Annotated in this window: 17 protein-coding genes; 1 reads left to right on the forward strand and 16 read right to left on the reverse strand. The window is 71.0% G+C overall.

Features of this window, described 5'->3' with window-relative positions; all coding sequences use genetic code 11:
* Positions 1–5: 5 nt before the first annotated feature.
* From ACWDX7_RS26580 to ACWDX7_RS26635, 12 genes are all read right to left on the reverse strand, one after another.
* Positions 6–908, reverse strand: a complete 903-nt coding sequence (locus ACWDX7_RS26580; RefSeq protein ID WP_451489720.1) for an ABC transporter permease — start codon at positions 906–908, stop codon at positions 6–8.
* Positions 895–1,695, reverse strand: a complete 801-nt coding sequence (locus ACWDX7_RS26585; protein ID WP_451489719.1) for an ABC transporter ATP-binding protein — start codon at positions 1,693–1,695, stop codon at positions 895–897. Before ACWDX7_RS26585 ends, ACWDX7_RS26580 begins: the two co-directional genes overlap by 14 nt.
* Positions 1,696–1,741: 46 nt before the next feature.
* Positions 1,742–2,863: an aliphatic sulfonate ABC transporter substrate-binding protein gene (locus ACWDX7_RS26590; protein WP_451489865.1), complete on the reverse strand. Its 1,122-nt coding sequence runs from the start codon at positions 2,861–2,863 to the stop codon at positions 1,742–1,744.
* 224 nt (positions 2,864–3,087) lie between these two features.
* Positions 3,088–4,428: a sulfate adenylyltransferase subunit 1 gene (locus tag ACWDX7_RS26595; RefSeq protein ID WP_451489718.1), complete on the reverse strand. Its 1,341-nt coding sequence runs from the start codon at positions 4,426–4,428 to the stop codon at positions 3,088–3,090.
* 2 nt (positions 4,429–4,430) lie between these two features.
* Positions 4,431–5,381 carry a sulfate adenylyltransferase subunit CysD gene (gene cysD, locus ACWDX7_RS26600; RefSeq protein ID WP_451489717.1) on the reverse strand — a complete coding sequence of 317 codons (951 nt, stop codon included), beginning with the start codon at positions 5,379–5,381 and terminating at the stop codon, positions 4,431–4,433.
* Positions 5,378–5,983 carry an adenylyl-sulfate kinase gene (gene cysC / locus ACWDX7_RS26605; RefSeq protein WP_451489716.1) on the reverse strand — a complete coding sequence of 202 codons (606 nt, stop codon included), beginning with the start codon at positions 5,981–5,983 and terminating at the stop codon, positions 5,378–5,380. Before cysC ends, cysD begins: the two co-directional genes overlap by 4 nt.
* Before the next feature lie 11 nt (positions 5,984–5,994).
* Positions 5,995–6,711, reverse strand: a complete 717-nt coding sequence (locus ACWDX7_RS26610) for a phosphoadenylyl-sulfate reductase (protein WP_451489715.1) — start codon at positions 6,709–6,711, stop codon at positions 5,995–5,997.
* Complete coding sequence (locus ACWDX7_RS26615; protein WP_451489714.1) at positions 6,708–6,887, reverse strand: hypothetical protein; 180 nt, start codon at positions 6,885–6,887, stop codon at positions 6,708–6,710. Before ACWDX7_RS26615 ends, ACWDX7_RS26610 begins: the two co-directional genes overlap by 4 nt.
* A complete protein-coding gene (locus ACWDX7_RS26620) occupies positions 6,884–8,590 on the reverse strand; it encodes a nitrite/sulfite reductase (RefSeq protein ID WP_451489713.1) in 1,707 nt (568 codons plus the stop codon). The genes ACWDX7_RS26615 and ACWDX7_RS26620 overlap by 4 nt, the downstream gene beginning before the upstream one ends.
* 229 nt (positions 8,591–8,819) lie before the next feature.
* The gene (locus ACWDX7_RS26625) at positions 8,820–8,903 is read right to left on the reverse strand and encodes a putative leader peptide (protein ID WP_312847410.1); all 84 of its coding nucleotides are present in this window, start codon (positions 8,901–8,903) and stop codon (positions 8,820–8,822) included.
* 182 nt (positions 8,904–9,085) lie between these two features.
* A complete protein-coding gene (locus ACWDX7_RS26630) occupies positions 9,086–9,334 on the reverse strand; it encodes a helix-turn-helix domain-containing protein (RefSeq protein ID WP_451489712.1) in 249 nt (82 codons plus the stop codon).
* Positions 9,335–9,706: 372 nt separating this feature from the next.
* Positions 9,707–10,093: a VOC family protein gene (locus tag ACWDX7_RS26635; RefSeq protein WP_451489711.1), complete on the reverse strand. Its 387-nt coding sequence runs from the start codon at positions 10,091–10,093 to the stop codon at positions 9,707–9,709.
* Between the two features lie 63 nt (positions 10,094–10,156).
* Between ACWDX7_RS26635 and ACWDX7_RS26640 the strand changes: the two genes are divergently transcribed.
* Complete coding sequence (locus ACWDX7_RS26640) at positions 10,157–11,122, forward strand: helix-turn-helix transcriptional regulator (protein WP_451489710.1); 966 nt, start codon at positions 10,157–10,159, stop codon at positions 11,120–11,122.
* Positions 11,123–11,211: 89 nt separating this feature from the next.
* On the opposite strand, the gene ACWDX7_RS26645 is transcribed toward ACWDX7_RS26640, so the two are convergent.
* The 4 genes from ACWDX7_RS26645 to ACWDX7_RS26660 form a co-directional block, all read right to left on the reverse strand.
* Entirely contained in the window at positions 11,212–11,349 is a 138-nt protein-coding gene (locus ACWDX7_RS26645; protein WP_451489709.1) for a hypothetical protein, read from the reverse strand.
* A gap of 34 nt (positions 11,350–11,383) precedes the next feature.
* The gene (locus ACWDX7_RS26650) at positions 11,384–11,947 is read right to left on the reverse strand and encodes a GNAT family N-acetyltransferase (RefSeq protein ID WP_451489708.1); all 564 of its coding nucleotides are present in this window, start codon (positions 11,945–11,947) and stop codon (positions 11,384–11,386) included.
* Between the two features lie 24 nt (positions 11,948–11,971).
* Complete coding sequence (locus ACWDX7_RS26655; RefSeq protein ID WP_451489864.1) at positions 11,972–13,240, reverse strand: GAF domain-containing protein; 1,269 nt, start codon at positions 13,238–13,240, stop codon at positions 11,972–11,974.
* A gap of 424 nt (positions 13,241–13,664) precedes the next feature.
* Entirely contained in the window at positions 13,665–15,308 is a 1,644-nt protein-coding gene (locus ACWDX7_RS26660; protein ID WP_451489707.1) for an acyl-CoA dehydrogenase family protein, read from the reverse strand.
* Positions 15,309–15,313 lie beyond the last annotated feature (5 nt).

Here is a 15,313-nt window from a genome sequence, read left to right on the forward strand (position 1 = left end):
GGGGCTCAGCTCTTGACCATCAGGCCGCGGGTGCGCAGGACCCACCGCTCGACCGGGCTGAAGATGAGGAGGTCGATGGCGATGCCGACGACGAGGATGAGGATGATGGCGAGGAATACGCCCGGCAGGTCGATGTTGTTGCGGCCGTTCTCCAGCAGTTGGCCGAGGCCCAGGCCGAGGTCGGGGGAGGAGGCGATGATTTCGGCGGCCATCAGGGAGCGCCAGGAGAAGGCCCAGCCTTGCTTGAGTCCGGCGAGGTAGCCGGGCAGGGCGGCGGGCATGACGATGTGCCGGGCTCCGCGCAGGCCGGTGGCGCCCAGGGTGCGGCCGGCGCGTAGGTAGAGCGGTGGGATCTGGTCGATGCCGGAGACGAGGCCGTTGGCGATGGAGGGGACGGCGCCGAGCAGGATCACCGTGAACATCATCGCGTCGTTGAGGCCGAACCACAGGACGGCCGGGGGTACCCAGGCCACCGAAGGCAACGACTGCAGGCCTTGCAGGATGGGGCCGATGGCGGCGCGGATGAACTTGACGCGGGCGACGAGGAGGCCGAGGGGGGTGCCGATGGCGAGGGCGAGCAGGAAGCCGAGCAGGCCGCGGGAGACGCTGGTCCAGATGACGTCGAGGAGGGTGCCCTTGAGCCACATGTCGGCCAGGCTGTCCCATACCGCGGACAGCGCGGGCAGCTTGCTCTCCTCGGTCACCTTCGCCGCGACGAGGATCTGCCAGACCACGAGCACGAGACTCACGGCCAGGAGCGGCGGGAGGACCTTCTTGACGAGGACCTCGCGGACCGGCGTGCGGTGGGTCTGGACCGCGTCGAGGGCGTCGAGTCCCGCCTCCAGGCCGGCCAGGTCGTCGCGGCTGCCCTTGGCTGCGACCTTCGGGGTGGTGTCAGTGCTGGCCATGGCGGCGGATCTCCCCACGCAGGTGTTCAGTGATCTCAAGGGACAGCTCCGCGACGTCCGCGTCCTCGATGCGGCGCGGCTGCGGGATGCCCACGGTCCATTCCTTCGCGATCCGGCCGGGCCGGGAGGAGAGCAGGACCACGCGCTGGGCGAGCCGGACGGCCTCGCGCACGTTGTGCGTGACGAAGATGACGGAGAGGTTCGTCTCCTCCCAGATGCGGGTGAGTTCGCCGTGCAGGACATCGCGGGTGATGGCGTCGAGCGCCGCGAACGGCTCGTCCATCAGCAGGAGCTGGCTGTCCTGGGCGAGGGCCCGGGCCAGCGCCACGCGCTGGCGCATGCCGCCGGACAGCTCGTGGACGCGCTTGCCGTAAGCGCCGCTGAGGCGGACCAGCTCCAGCAGCCGCTCGGCCTCCGGCTTGCGGTCGGCCTTGGCCACCCCGCGCAGGCGCAGGGCGAGTTCGATGTTCTTGCCCGCGGTCAGCCACGGGAAGAGGGCGTGCTCCTGGAACATGAGGGCCGGACGGCCGCCGGGGGTCTCGATGGACCCCGTGGACGGCTTGTCGAGACCCGCGACCAGGTTCAGCAGCGTGGACTTGCCACACCCCGAGGCACCCAGGATGGTGACGAACTCTCCGGGAGCGACATCGAGGCTGATGTCGTCCAGGACGAGCTGCGATCCGGCCGGGCCGGAGAAGGACTTCGAGACGTGCTCGATGCGGGCGGCGTGCGTGTGCGTCTGCTCCGCTGAGGCGCTTTCGGCAGCCTTGGCGAGTGTGGTGGCCATGGTCGTCACCTCCTGGGTTGCTGGACTACGGGTTACAAGTGGCGGATTACTTGGCGCCGAGACCGGCGTCGGAGACCTCGGGTTTGCCGGCGGCCTTCAGGACCTTGTTCAGGAGCGTCAGGTCGTAGATGCCGGTCAGGTCGGGCTGCTCGATGAGCCCCGCCTTGACCGCCCAGTCGGACTGGGTCTTCAGCGTCGCGGCCAGCGGGTCGTCGGTGATCGCGATGCTCGGCCAGGCCGGGTCGATGACCTTGGCGTCGAGGGGCTTGCCGCCCTCCTTCGCCAGCGCCGCGTTGGCCGCGGCCTTCGCCTTGTCCGGGTGGGCGTTGATCCACTCGTTCGTTTTGACGGTGCCCTTGAGTACGGCCTCGACCACGTCCGGGTGGTCCGTGAGGAACTTCTGGGACACGATGACGTTCGTGATCACGAACTTCTTGTCGGGCCACAGGGAGGTCTCGTCCAGGAGGACGGCGCCGCCGTCGGAGACGAGCTTGGAGGCCGTGGGTTCGGGTACCCAGGCGCCGTCGATCGAGCCCTGCTTGAAGGCGTCCGGGGTGACCTTGTTGTCCGTACGGACGACGGAGACGTCACCCTTGCCGGACTCGGGGTCGACCGTCCAGCCCTTTTCGGCGATCCAGTTGAGGAACGCGACGTCCTGCGTGTTCCCCTTCTGCGGGGTGGCGATCTTCTTGCCCTTGAGGTCGTCCAGGGTTTTGATCTTGTCCGGGTTCACGACGAGTTTGACGCCGCCGGAGGCGGAACCGGAGATGATCCGCAGGTTGGCGCCCTTGGCCTTCACGTAGGCGTTGATCGACGGCGAGGGGCCGATGAAGCCGATGTCGAGAGAGCCGCCGTTGAGGGCTTCGATCTCGGAGGGGCCGGCGTTGAAGGCCTGCGGCTTGATCTTGGTGCCGCCCAGCTCCTTCGCGATCAGGCCTTCCTCAAGACCGACCAGCGCGGTGGCGTGCGTCAGGTTCGGGAAGTACCCGATGCGGACCTCGGAGGCGGAGAGCTTCTTGTCGGAGCCGGCCACGTTGGCGGCCGGGTCCTTCGGCTCGTTCTTCGCGGCCTGGGAGCCGTAGCCGCAGGAGGCCAGCGCACCGATCAGGAGCGGCAGGGTGGCGGCGACGACGGCGCCGCGGCGCAGGGAGGTACGGGTGGTGCGGATGGCAGGCACGGGAGGACTTCCTCTCGTGACGTGGTCATCTCATGACGCACGTCTTCGTCTGTGGAGCAGGGGCGGGTACGGCTCGTGGGGGGTGTGGGCGCGCATGCGGTGCGCGTACGTCATCGCGCACATCGCGCCACTCCTCCCTGGCCGCTGCCGAGGACGCCGCTGCCCACGCGGCCGCCCTCCTTCGCGAAGGTGGAGTAGATGTCGGAGAGCATGATTTAGAAATCCCACCCTTCCTCGTCCGCCTGGACGGTGGTCTCCGCCGTGGAGGCGAAGGACTCGCCCGCCATGCCCGCCGCGAGGGTGGTGCCGTCGGCCGGGTCGATCAGCAGGAAGGAGCCGGTGCGGCGCGAGTCGGCGTACGCGTCGAGCGCGAGCGGCTCCGCCGTACGGACCACCACCCGGCCGATGTCGTTGGCGACGAGCTGACCGGGGTTCGGGTGCTGGGACAGGTCGTCCAGGGTGAGCCGCGAGGGGATCTCCTTGACGATCGCCTTCACCGTGCGCGTGGTGTGCTTGAGCAGCACGCGGGCGCCGACGGCCAGGGGCTGGTCCGCCACGTGGCAGACCGTCGCCTCGACGTCCTGCGTGGTCGCCGGGGCGCTCGCGCTGGGCGCGATCAGGTCGCCGCGCGAGATGTCGATGTCGTCCTTCAGACGCAGCGTCACCGACTGCGGGGCCCAGGCGATGTCCACGCTCTCACCGAGCGCGTCTATGCCCACGATGGTGGTCGTACGGCCCGAGGGCAGTACGGTCACGGCCTCGCCGACGCGCAGCACGCCGGAGGCGATCTGGCCCGCGTAGCCGCGGTAGTCCGGGTGCTCCGCGCTCTGCGGGCGGATCACGTACTGGACCGGGAAGCGCGCCGGGCAGGCGGTGAGGTCGTGGCTGACCGGGACGGTCTCCAGGTGCTCCAGCACCGTCGGGCCGCCGTACCAGTCCATGTGGGCGGACGGCTCCACGACGTTGTCCCCGGCCAGCGCCGAGATGGGGATCGCCGTGATCTCCGGGACGCCCAGGTCGGAGGCGTACGCGGTGAACTCCTCGGCGATCTTCGCGAAGACGGACTCCGCGTAGTCCACCAGGTCCATCTTGTTGACGGCCAGGACCACGTGCGGGACGCGCAGCAGCGCGGCGACGGCCGCGTGCCTGCGGGTCTGCTCGATCACACCGTTGCGGGCGTCGACCAGGACCACGGCCAGGTCGGCGGTGGAGGCTCCGGTGACCATGTTCCGGGTGTACTGCACGTGCCCGGGGGTGTCCGCCAGGATGAACCGGCGGCGCGCGGTCGCGAAGTAGCGGTAGGCGACGTCGATGGTGATGCCCTGCTCCCGCTCGGCCCGCAGGCCGTCGGTGAGCAGCGCCAGGTCGGGGGCGTCCTGGCCGCGCTGGGCGGAGACGGCCTCGACGGCCTCCATCTGGTCGGTCAGGACCGACTTGGAGTCGTGCAGCAGGCGGCCCACCAGGGTGGACTTGCCGTCGTCGACGGAACCGGCGGTCGCGAAGCGCAGCAGCGTGGTCGCCGACAGATCGGCGAACTGCTCGGTGGTGCTGGTCATGTCTAGAAGTACCCTTCGCGCTTGCGGTCTTCCATCGCGGCCTCGGACATCTTGTCGTCGGCGCGCGTGGCGCCCCGTTCGGTGAGCCGGGAGACGGCGATCTCGGCGATGACGGCGTCCAGCGTGGCCGCGTCGGAGTCGACGGCGCCGGTGCAGGACATGTCACCGACGGTGCGGTAGCGGATCAGACGCGTCTGGGTCGTCTCGCCCTCCTTCGGGCCGCCCCACTCGCCGGCCGTCAGCCACATGCCGTTGCGGGCGAACACCTCGCGCTCGTGGGCGAAGTAGATCTCCGGCAGCTCGATGGACTCCCGGGCGATGTACTGCCACACGTCCAGCTCGGTCCAGTTGGACAGCGGGAAGACGCGCACGTGCTCGCCGGGCGCGTGGCGGCCGTTGTACAGCTGCCACAGCTCCGGGCGCTGGCGGCGCGGGTCCCACTGCGAGAACTCGTCGCGCAGCGAGAACACCCGCTCCTTGGCGCGGGCCTTCTCCTCGTCGCGGCGGCCGCCGCCGAAGACGGCGTCGAAGCGGTGCTGCTGGATCGCCTCGGTCAGCGGGAGCGTCTGGAGCGGATTGCGGGTGCCGTCCGGGCGCTCACGGAGCTTGCCCGCGTCGATGTAGTCCTGGACGGACGCCACGTGCAGGCGCAGCCCGTGCCGGGCCACCGTGCGGTCGCGGTACTCCAGCACCTCGGGGAAGTTGTGGCCCGTGTCGACGTGCAGCAGCGTGAAGGGCACCGGCGCCGGCGCGAACGCCTTCAGCGCCAGGTGCAGCATGACGATGGAGTCCTTGCCGCCGGAGAAGAGGATCACCGGCTTCTCGAACTCGCCCGCCACCTCGCGGAAGATGTGCACCGCCTCGGATTCGAGGGCGTCGAGGTGCGACAGCGCGTACGGAGCGGAAGCGGCGGAATCGTCCGCGGCGTCGTGCAGGTGGGCGACGGTGGTCATGCCAGACCCCTCTCGGTGAGCAGCGCGTGCAGGGCCGAAGCCGACTCCCGCACGGTCTGCGTGTGCGACTCGATACGGAGGTCCGGGGTCTCCGGTGCCTCGTACGGGTCGTCGACCCCGGTCAGACCGGAGATCTCGCCCGCCGCCTGCTTGGCGTACAGGCCCTTGACGTCACGCTCCGAGCAGACCTCGACCGGGGTGGCCACATGGACCTCCAGGTACGGGGTGCCCTCGGCGGCGTGGCGCTTGCGCACGGCCTCCCGGCTGTCCGCGAACGGCGCGATCACCGGCACCAGCGCCTTGACGCCGTTGCCGGCGAGGAGTTCGGCGACGAACCCGATCCGCTGCACGTTGGTGTGCCGGTCCTCGCGGCTGAAGCCGAGCCCCGCGGAGAGGAACTCGCGGATCTCGTCGCCGTCGAGGACCTCCACGCGGTGGCCCTCGGCGCGCAGCCTCTCGGCCAGCGCGTAGGCGATGGTGGTCTTGCCCGCGCTCGGCAGCCCGGTCAGCCACACGGTGGCGCCCTGGTCGCTCACGCTCATCTGCTTCTTCTCCGTCGGTTCTGTGTCATGCGCCGTCAGCCGTGTCATCACAGGTGTCATCGGCCGCGCCATCAGCCGTGCAGCCCGCATTCGGTCTTGCCCCGCCCGGCCCAGCGGCCGGCCCGCGCGTCCTCGCCCTCCGCCACGCGGCGGGTGCAGGGGGCGCAGCCGACGGAGGCGTAGCCGTCCATCAGCAGCGGGTTGGTCAGCACGCCGTGCTCGGCGACGTAGGCGTTCACGTCCTCCTGCGTCCAGCGGGCGATCGGCGAGACCTTGACCTTCCGCCGCTTCTCGTCCCAGCCGACCACCGGGGTGTTCGCCCGGGTCGGGGACTCGTCGCGGCGCAGGCCCGTCGCCCACGCGTCGTACGCGGTCAGGCCCTCCTCCAGCGGCTTGACCTTGCGCAGCGCGCAGCACAGGTCCGGGTCGCGGTCGTGCAGCCCCGGGCCGTACTCGGCGTCCTGTTCGGCGACCGTCTGACGCGGGGTGAGCGTGATGACGTTGACGTCCATCACGGCTTCGACCGCGTCACGGGTGCCGATGGTCTCCTCGAAGTGGTAGCCCGTGTCGAGGAAGACCACGTCCACGCCGGGAAAGACACGGGAGGCCAGGTGGGCCACGACCGCGTCCTCCATGGAGGAGGTCACGGCGAACTTCTTGCCGAAGGTGTCGGCCGCCCAGCGCAGGATCTCCAGCGCGGAGGCGTCCTCCAGGTCCCGGCCCGCCCGCTCGGCCACGTCCTTGAGCGTCGCGGCGTTCAGGCCGCCCGTCTCCTGAGTCCTCGTCACGTCTCGTCCCCTCCAGCGTCGTCGGACCGCACTCCCGGGGCCAGCAGCCCGAGGTACTTCAGCTGGAAGGCTCGGTTGCAGGCCCTGCATTCCCAGGCGCCGTGGCCTTGCTCATGGGGGAACAGGTCCTCGTCGCCGCAGTACGGGCAGTAGAAGGGGGCGGCGCGCTCGCTCACGACAGTGCCTCGTCGCTCGCCCGGGTCACCCAGGCGGCGAAGCGCTCGCCGTCCGCGCGCTGCTCCTCGAAGCGCGTGACGACCCGCTCGACGTAGTCCGGCAGACCGTCGGCGGTGACCTTGAGGCCGCGGACCTTGCGGCCGAAGCCGGCCTCCAGGCCGAGGGCGCCGCCCAGGTGGACCTGGTAGCCCTCCACCTGGTTGCCGTCGTCGTCCAGGACCAGCTGGCCCTTGAGACCGATGTCCGCCACCTGGATACGGGCGCAGGCGTTCGGGCAGCCGTTGATGTTGATCGTCAGCGGTTCGGCGAACTGCGGCAGGCGGCGCTCCAGTTCATCGATGAGCGAGGCGCCGCGCGCCTTGGTCTCCACGATGGCCAGCTTGCAGAACTCGATGCCGGTGCAGGCCATCGTGCCGCGGCGGAACGGGGACGGCTTGACCCGCAGGTCCAGCGCCTCCAGCGCGGCGACGACCGAGTCGACCCGGTCCGCCTCGATGTCCAGCACGATCATCTTCTGCTCGGCGGTGGTGCGCAGGCGCCCGGAACCGTGCTGCTCGGCGATGTCCGCGATCTTGGTGAGGGTCGCACCGTCGACGCGGCCGACGCGGGGCGCGAAGCCGACGTAGAAGCGGCCGTCCTGCTGCTGGTGGACACCCACGTGGTCGCGCCACTGGCCGGTGGGCTGCTCGGGCGCCGGGCCGTCGGTGAGCTTGCGGCCCAGGTACTCGTCCTCCAGGACCTGGCGGAACTTGGCCGGACCCCAGTCGGCGACGAGGAACTTCAGACGGGCGCGGGTGCGCAGCCGGCGGTAGCCGTAGTCGCGGAAGATGGAGATGACGCCCTCGTAGACGTCCGGGACCTCGTCGAGCGGGACCCAGGTGCCCAGGCGCACGCCCAGCTTGGGGTTGGTGGACAGGCCGCCGCCGACCCAGACGTCGAAACCGGGCCCGTGCTCGGGGTGGTTGACGCCGACGAACGCGATGTCGTTGATCTCGTGCGCCACGTCGAGGAGCGGCGAACCGGAGACCGCGGACTTGAACTTGCGGGGCAGGTTGGAGTAGTCCGGGTTGCCGACGATGCGGCGGTAGATCTCCTCGATCGCGGGCGTGCCGTCGATGATCTCGTCCTGCGCGATGCCGGCGACGGGCGAACCGAGGATGACGCGGGGCGTGTCACCGCAGGCCTCGGTGGTGGACAGCCCGACGGCCTCCAGACGGCGCCAGATCTCCGGGACGTCTTCGATCCGGATCCAGTGGTACTGCACGTTCTGGCGGTCGGTGAGGTCGGCCGTGCCGCGCGCGAACTCCTCGGAGATCTCGCCTATGACGCGCAGCTGCTCGGTGGTCAGCCGGCCGCCGTCGATGCGCACGCGCAGCATGAAGTACTTGTCGTCCAGCTCCTCCGGCGCCAGGATCGCGGTCTTGCCGCCGTCGATCCCGGGCTTGCGCTGGGTGTAGAGGCCCCACCAGCGCATGCGGCCGCGCAGGTCGTTGGGGTCAATCGAGTCGAAGCCCGTCTTGGAGTAGATCGTCTCAATGCGCGCCCGCACATTGAGACCGTCGTCGTCCCTCTTGAACTGCTCGTTGCCGTTGAGGGGGGTGTGGTGTCCGACGGCCCACTGGCCCTCACCGCGGTGACGACCGGTCTTGCGGCGCGCGGCGGCTGCGGGCGCGGCTGCGGGCGTTTCGGGGGTGGCGGCCATGGGGGTACGTCCTTCTTCGGCGGCTCGATCGAGGCAGGGGAGGGCAGGGGGAGCGGCGGCCCGCCCCCGGTCACGTCGGCGCCGCTGAGCGGGTGTGGCTGACCTCCGCGCCAGTACCGGGGTTGCCGGCGGGCAGGGCGGTATGCGGCCTTCGGGGGCTGGCGGTGATCGACGCGTCCACGGCGGCGAGGGCCGGGAGCTGCGGCGATGTGCGGCGGTGCTGGTTCCGTCAGCGCGCCGGACAGATGGCGCTGGACATGCGGCCGAGGTCGACGTGCCGCCGACTCACCAAGGCAATTCCAGCTCCATTCATGGCGGAAGCGTGTCATGTGCCGATTGGAGGAGTCCACTACTGTCCACCATGCGGACGAAGTCGTCCCGCATGATGGGATGACGTGACGGGCGTCACTGGCCGCCCGTCAGGGGGGTCCCGTAGTAATCGCCGCAAAAGCACCGGATATGGATGACCTGCGGGGATCTGGCCTGGACCGCTGATCACCCTTCCCGTCCGATTTGTTCGACGATGGCACCCTCGCGGTGCTTGCGCAGCTCCCGGTACAGCGTGGAGCGGCTGACGCCGAGTTCGGCGGCGACCTGCTCGGGGATCGCGCCGTCCTTGATCCGCTGGGCGGCTCCGGCTCGGGTGGTCGCGTCCAATTTAGCGGGGCGTCCGGTAGGCAGGCCGCGGGCTTCCTTGGCGGCACGGGCGCCGGCGGCGCGCTCCAGCATGTAGATCCGTTCCATGCTTGTGAGACAGCCGAGTGGAATGCTCCGGCACCCGCGTTCGGGCGATCTCGACCGCTGCCCGAAGGAGATGAGCGGCTCGCCCCTCACGTGACGCTCCGGGCATGGGCATGGTCCCTGTCTGAGGACCATGCCCATGCCTCGGTGGCTCGTTTCATCAGGGGCGGCCATCGACCGGCAGGCCTACTCCGGCCAGGACAGTGAGGCCGGTTTGGTACTGCGAGGCCTACAGCGGGGCCAAGGGCGGCGGCGAGGGAGGCCTGCGCGGTGGTGTCGTTCCGCCAACCCCAGACTCCGTGGTGCGCGCCGTGCCCGGGTTGGCTCCGTTCCTGGCTGATCTGGCGCTCATGGTCATCGGCCGGCCGATGATGCTCAGTCCTGCGTGGAGATGCAGAAGGGGTGGCCTGCGGGGTCCAGCAGGACCCTCCGCTGATCGGGGTGTGGTTGAACCAGGGGTTCCATGGCGCCCAGTGCCAGCATCCGTGCGTGGGCGGCGTCCAGATCGTCGACGCCCAGTTCGATGTGAGCCTGCTTGCCATGGGATGGGTCCGGCCAGGTCGGACGCCGGTAGTCGGCCACCCGGATGAAGCCCAGTCCAGGTGAACCCTCCCGGCCGAGCAGGATGAAGTCGTCGCTGGAGTAGACGACGGGCAAGCCGAGCGCGTCGCCGTAGAAACGGGCCAGCTCGGCGGGGTCCGGGCAATCGAAGTCGACGGACAGCAAGCGGATCGTGGGTCCGGATGTGGGTTCGGTACTCATGGGGAGGACGCTATGACGGGACCAGGACAGTTCCGGTCCTGGTCATGGGGAACACTTCGGGATGTGATCAGCACCTCCGCCCGCCTGCTGCGACTGGTCTCGCTGCTGTCCACTCGACCGACGTGGACCTGCCGCGAGCTGGCCGAGCGGATGGCGGTGACCGACCGCACGGTCCGGCGGGACATCGCCCGGCTGCGGGAACTCGGCTACGGCATCGAGTCCGACCCCGGACCCTGGGGCGGCTACCGCCTCGGCGGCGGCACCCGGGTGCCACCGCTGATCCTCGACGACGAGGAGGCGCTTGCCGTGGCCGTCGCACTGCGAGAGGCCTCGCTCAGCGGCGTCCTGGGCAGCGACCAGGACTCGCTGTCGGCGCTGTTGAAACTACGGCAGGTCCTACCGCCCCGGATCGCGGACCGGCTGAGCGAGATGGATGCGACCTTCGTACACACTCCCAGGCCCGAGGGACGTCAGATCTCGCCCGGCATGCTGCTGGAACTGGCCGCCGCCTGCCGCCGTGGCGAGCGCACCCGTATGTCGTACCGCGACCATGCGGGGAAGGCCACTGTCCGGGACATCGACCCCTACCGCCTGGTACACACAGGCCGCCGCTGGTACTTCGTCGCCCGGGACGTGGCCCGGGACCAGTGGCGGACATTCCGGGCCGACCGGGTGGTACAAGTACAGCCGACCGGACATGCCGTCGAACTCGTCGACCCGCCCGACCCGGCGCTCCTCGTCTCTCGATCCATCGCGGGCGTCGTGTACCCCCTCTACGTCACAGTCCGGCTAGCGCACCCCATGGACCAGGCGCTTCGGCTGGTCCCGCCCACGATCGGCACCCATCACCCGGACGGCCCCGATGCCACCATCGTCGAAATCGGCGGCAACGACGCCGACCAGCTCGCCGCATACCTCCTCAGCCTGGGCACCACGCTACGGGTCCTGTCACCGGACCGCGTACGGGAGGCGCTGCTGCGCCGTACCCGAGACCTGTTCGAGGACAACGGGGGCGGTCAGCCCCGGTAGCGGGCGCTGCGCCGGGTACGAGACCTCAACCGCAACTGGTGTCAGAGGGCCGCTCAGCTCCTTCGGACGGATGTGATCAGTGGGCGCCTTCAGGACCGTTCCGGGCGGCGGGGCCGCAGTGGGCGGTAGCCAGCCGGGTCGAGCTTGGCGAGTTCGGTGTCGACTTCCACGGAGATCGTGCCGAAGGAGTTCACGTTCTCCGAGTGGGCTGGGGAGATATGGGCCAACAGTCCGTCGTCGACCGGGCCTTTGCCCCCAGGGCTACGCGCCGGGCCAGGGACCCGGGGTCCCGGTGGCCTCCGTGGATTCCGTTTCCGTCTTGAAGAGCCGGAAGCCACGGCGCAGATAGTTGTCCATCGCCGTCGGTCCGTCCAAGCTGCACGTGTGGAGCCACACGCGGCGGGTCGCCTCGCGCCCCGGCCACCGCGAGGCGAGGTCCCAGGCCCGGGCCACGCCCACCGACAGCAGGTGTCCGCCGATCCGGCGGCCGCGGAAGTCCGGCAGCAGGCCGAAGTAGACGATCTCCACCACCCCGTCGTCCTGCGGGTCGAGCTCCACGTACCCGGCCGGCGTGCCCCGGTCGTACGCCACCCACGTCTCCACTCCCGGCCGGTCCAGCCACTCCACCCACTGCGCCCGGGTCAGGGAGAGCCGGTCCGTCCAGTGGATGTCCCCGCCCACCGAGGCGTAGAGGAAGCGGCTGAACTCGGGGGACGGGACCTCCGCCCGGGAGACCGTGATCCCCGGGCCCGGCGCGGCCGCGGCGACGAGGTCCGAGGGCGAGGTCATTTCCAGGGACCACGTGGTGAGGGTGATGGTGCTCATGCGGCCAGGGAACCACAGGCCCCGCTACCGCCGCGGGCTGCCCCCCGGCCCGCTCCCGCCCCGGCGGGCGCGGAGTACCGCCGGAGCCGTGGAGTGGGGGAGCAGCGCGGCCGGGTCCCGCGGGCGGATCAGCTCCACCTCCACGTCCGGCGCGAAGCGGTACGGCCGGTGGGTCAGCACGCCCGCGAGGTGGCGGCGTACGCGCGACATCTCCGCGCGGACCGTCACCGTACGGGTCGGGTCCCCGAACAGTTCCGCGGACAGCTCCGCCGCCGAGCGGCCCCCCGGCTTCTCCGCCAGCAGGAACAACAGCTCAGCGTGGCGCGGGCTCAGCTCCTGCGACCAGCTCCCGGCGGCCCCGTACACCGTCGCCGACCAGGATCCGGCCCGGCTGAGATCGAGCACGATCCGGGTCACCGCCGCACTCGTACGGTCCTGGGCGACCCGCAGCAGCCAGCCCCCGGGCAGCGGCTCCACCACGCACTCGCCGAGCCGCGGCACGCACACCCGGCCCGGCCCGAAGTCCTTCGGCAGCGTGACGCGCTCCGTCGGCGCCAGCCCCGTCACCGCCGCCGTCCAGCCGTGCGGATCGACGGCGAGGGCCCGCCCCGGCAGCCGCGCCAGCAGCGGGGCCGCCACCGCGCGCAGCCGTTCCAGCGACTCCAGGTGCCGGATCCGCAACTCCCGCTCGGCGAGCCGGGCCACCGAGCTGACCCAGGCCAGCGTCGCCGGATGCATGGTCGCCAGCGGCCCGCTGACGTCGACCACGCCGAGCAGCCGCCCGTCCCGCGGGTCCCTCACGGGCGCCCCCGCACAGGTCCAGTCGTGGTGGCTGGAGACGAAGTGCTCCGCCGAGAACACCTGGACGGGCCGGCGGGCCACCAGGGCGGTGCCCACCCCGTTGGTGCCGACCACGGCCTCGTCCCAGTCGGCCCCCACCGAGAAGCCCAGCCGGTCCGCCTTGCGCAGGATGGAGCTGTGGCCCTCCCGCCACAGCAGCCGCCCGTCGGCATCGGCGACGACCATGATGTGCAGCGCCTCGTCCAGCGACGGCAGCAGCCCTTCGCGGAGCACCGGCAGCAGTTCCCGCAGCGGCGAGACGTGCCGCCGCTCCTCGGTCTCGGCGGCCGACAGCATCCGCGAGCGGGCGTCGCGGTCGGGGTGCACCCCGACGGCCAGCATCCGGCGCCAGGACTCGGCGATATCCGGGCGCGGCGCGGCGGGCGGGCGGTCCCCGGCCAGCGCGGCCGCCCGTACGCCCTTGAGCAGACGAGCGGCGTCCCGCGCGTCCATGGCCGAGATGCGCGCCACATCGACCGTGCCGTGTGCGGTGTTGGCCACCGGAACCTCCCCGTGCGAACAGGACGTACGACGCGAACCGCGGGGCCGGTCCCGCGAGACCCCCCCGGCACCCCCGGCCGACGGCCGCCGACTCAAAGGTTGCAACGGTATGCAACTCTCGCCAAGTCCCGGTCACCCGACCGAAACTGTCCGCACGCCGCTGAGGTGGCGTGACAGCTCCTCCTCGGGGCTTCTCGGATCAGGGGCGGCGCCGAGTCGGCGCGGCGCCGCCCCTGATCCGGTCAACGGGCCCGGATCCCGGCTCGGAGCGGTTTGGGGACCGCCCCGGGACGCGTCCTCCAAACTCGCGGGCGCTTTCGGGCCCGCGGGCGTCGTGCGGACCTCGCGGGGCCCGCACGATCCGAAGGACACGTCCTCAGTCCGCGATCCGCGCCCGTTCCACGATCGCGCCCAGACCCAGGCTGTGCGGCAGCGTGCCGAAGGCCGCGCCCCAGTCACCCCCCAGCCGCGAGGCGCAGAACGCGTCCGCCACCTCCGGCGGGGCCCAGCGCACCAGCAGCGATCCCTGCAGCACCAGCGCCATGCGCTCCACGACGCGGCGGGCGCGGGCCTCGATGCCGTCCAGGTCGGCGAGCTCCGTGAGCAGGCCCTTGACGGCCGCGTCCAGCCGGTGGTCGGCGCCCCTGGCCAGGCCGACCTCCTGGAGGAAGGCGTTCAGCGCCTGCGGCTCCCGCTGGAGCGCCCGCAGCACGTCGAGCGCCTGTACATTGCCCGATCCCTCCCAGATGGAGTTCAGCGGAGATTCCCGCAGCAGTCTCGGCAGCCCGGACTCCTCGACGTAGCCGTTGCCGCCCAGACACTCCAGCGCCTCCGCGACCATCGGCGTACAGCGCTTGGTCACCCAGTACTTGGCGACGGGCACCGCGAGGCGCAGGAAGGCCTTCTCCTGCTCCGTCCCCGCGTCGTAGGCGGCCGCCAGCCGCAAGGTCAGGGTCGTGGCCGCCTCCGACTCCACGGCCAGGTCGGCGAGCACGTTGCGCATCAGCGGCTGCCGGACGAGCGGCGCCCCGAACGCGGACCGGTGTTCGGCGTGGTGCACCGCCTGCGTCAGGGCCTGCCGCATCAGCGAAGCCGAGCCGATGACGCAGTCCAGCCGGGTCGCCGCGACCATCTCGATGATGGTCCGCACGCCCCGGCCCTCCTCGCCCACCCGCCGGGCCCAGGTCCCGTCGAACTCCACCTCGCTCGACGCGTTCGACCGGTTGCCCAGCTTGTCCTTGAGCCGCTGGAGCGCGAAGACGTTGCGCGTGCCGTCGGGGAGCACCCGCGGCACGAGAAAGCAGGTCAGTCCTCCCGGGGCCTGTGCCAGCACCAGGAAGCCGTCGCACATCGGCGCCGAGCAGAACCATTTGTGCCCGGTCAGCAGGTATTCCCCGGGGGCGTCCAGGGGCGCCGCCGCCGTCGTGTTCGCCCGTACGTCGCTGCCGCCCTGCTTCTCCGTCATCCCCATGCCGAAGAGCACACCGGTCTTCTCGGCGGCCGGCCGCAGCCCCTCCTCGTACACGTGCGAGGTCAGCCGCGGCTCCCACTCGGCGGCCAGCTCGGGATCGGTCCGCAGCGCCGGCACGGCGGCATGCGTCATCGACACCGGGCAGCCGTGCCCGGACTCGGTCTGCGACCATACGAAGAACCCGGCGGCCCGGCGCAGATGCCCCGCCGGACGCCCCCAGGCGTCCGTGAGCCCGGAGGTCACCGCCTTGCCGAGCAGCCGGTGCCAGGCCGGATGGAACTCCACCTCGTCGATCCGGTTCCCGTACCGGTCGTGCGTCCGGAGCCTGGGCGGGTACTCGTTCGCCTGCCTCCCCCATTCCTGGGCCTGCGCCGAGCCCGCCGAGCGCCCGAGGCGGGTGAGCTCCTCCTGTACCGCGCGCAGGAGTGCGGGCTCCGCGGAGGCGAGATGCCGCTCCACGCCCTCCGTGAGGACCCGGTCACCGCCGTAGACGTCGTAGCCCACCAGGGGCGGGGCCTGATTGCTGACTGTGTGGGTGGTGGCTGCCATGCGGA

This window comes from Streptomyces sp. NPDC003034 (assembly GCF_053591375.1).

What these genes read in the sequence shown, in the direction of transcription:
- cysD (WP_451489717.1), bottom strand. Translation starts at nt 5,381, where the DNA reads ATGACCACCGTCGCCCACCTGCACGACGCCGCGGACGATTCCGCCGCT.
- ACWDX7_RS26635 (WP_451489711.1), bottom strand. Translation starts at nt 10,093, where the DNA reads ATGAGTACCGAACCCACATCCGGACCCACGATCCGCTTGCTGTCCGTC.
- ACWDX7_RS26585 (WP_451489719.1), bottom strand. Translation starts at nt 1,695, where the DNA reads ATGGCCACCACACTCGCCAAGGCTGCCGAAAGCGCCTCAGCGGAGCAG.
- ACWDX7_RS26655 (WP_451489864.1), bottom strand. Translation starts at nt 13,240, where the DNA reads ATGGACGCGCGGGACGCCGCTCGTCTGCTCAAGGGCGTACGGGCGGCC.
- ACWDX7_RS26650 (WP_451489708.1), bottom strand. Translation starts at nt 11,947, where the DNA reads ATGAGCACCATCACCCTCACCACGTGGTCCCTGGAAATGACCTCGCCC.
- ACWDX7_RS26660 (WP_451489707.1), bottom strand. Translation starts at nt 15,308, where the DNA reads ATGGCAGCCACCACCCACACAGTCAGCAATCAGGCCCCGCCCCTGGTG.
- ACWDX7_RS26580 (WP_451489720.1), bottom strand. Translation starts at nt 908, where the DNA reads ATGGCCAGCACTGACACCACCCCGAAGGTCGCAGCCAAGGGCAGCCGC.
- cysC (WP_451489716.1), bottom strand. Translation starts at nt 5,983, where the DNA reads ATGACACCTGTGATGACACGGCTGACGGCGCATGACACAGAACCGACG.
- ACWDX7_RS26595 (WP_451489718.1), bottom strand. Translation starts at nt 4,428, where the DNA reads ATGACCAGCACCACCGAGCAGTTCGCCGATCTGTCGGCGACCACGCTG.
- ACWDX7_RS26625 (WP_312847410.1), bottom strand. Translation starts at nt 8,903, where the DNA reads ATGAATGGAGCTGGAATTGCCTTGGTGAGTCGGCGGCACGTCGACCTC.
- ACWDX7_RS26630 (WP_451489712.1), bottom strand. Translation starts at nt 9,334, where the DNA reads ATGGAACGGATCTACATGCTGGAGCGCGCCGCCGGCGCCCGTGCCGCC.
- ACWDX7_RS26620 (WP_451489713.1), bottom strand. Translation starts at nt 8,590, where the DNA reads ATGGCCGCCACCCCCGAAACGCCCGCAGCCGCGCCCGCAGCCGCCGCG.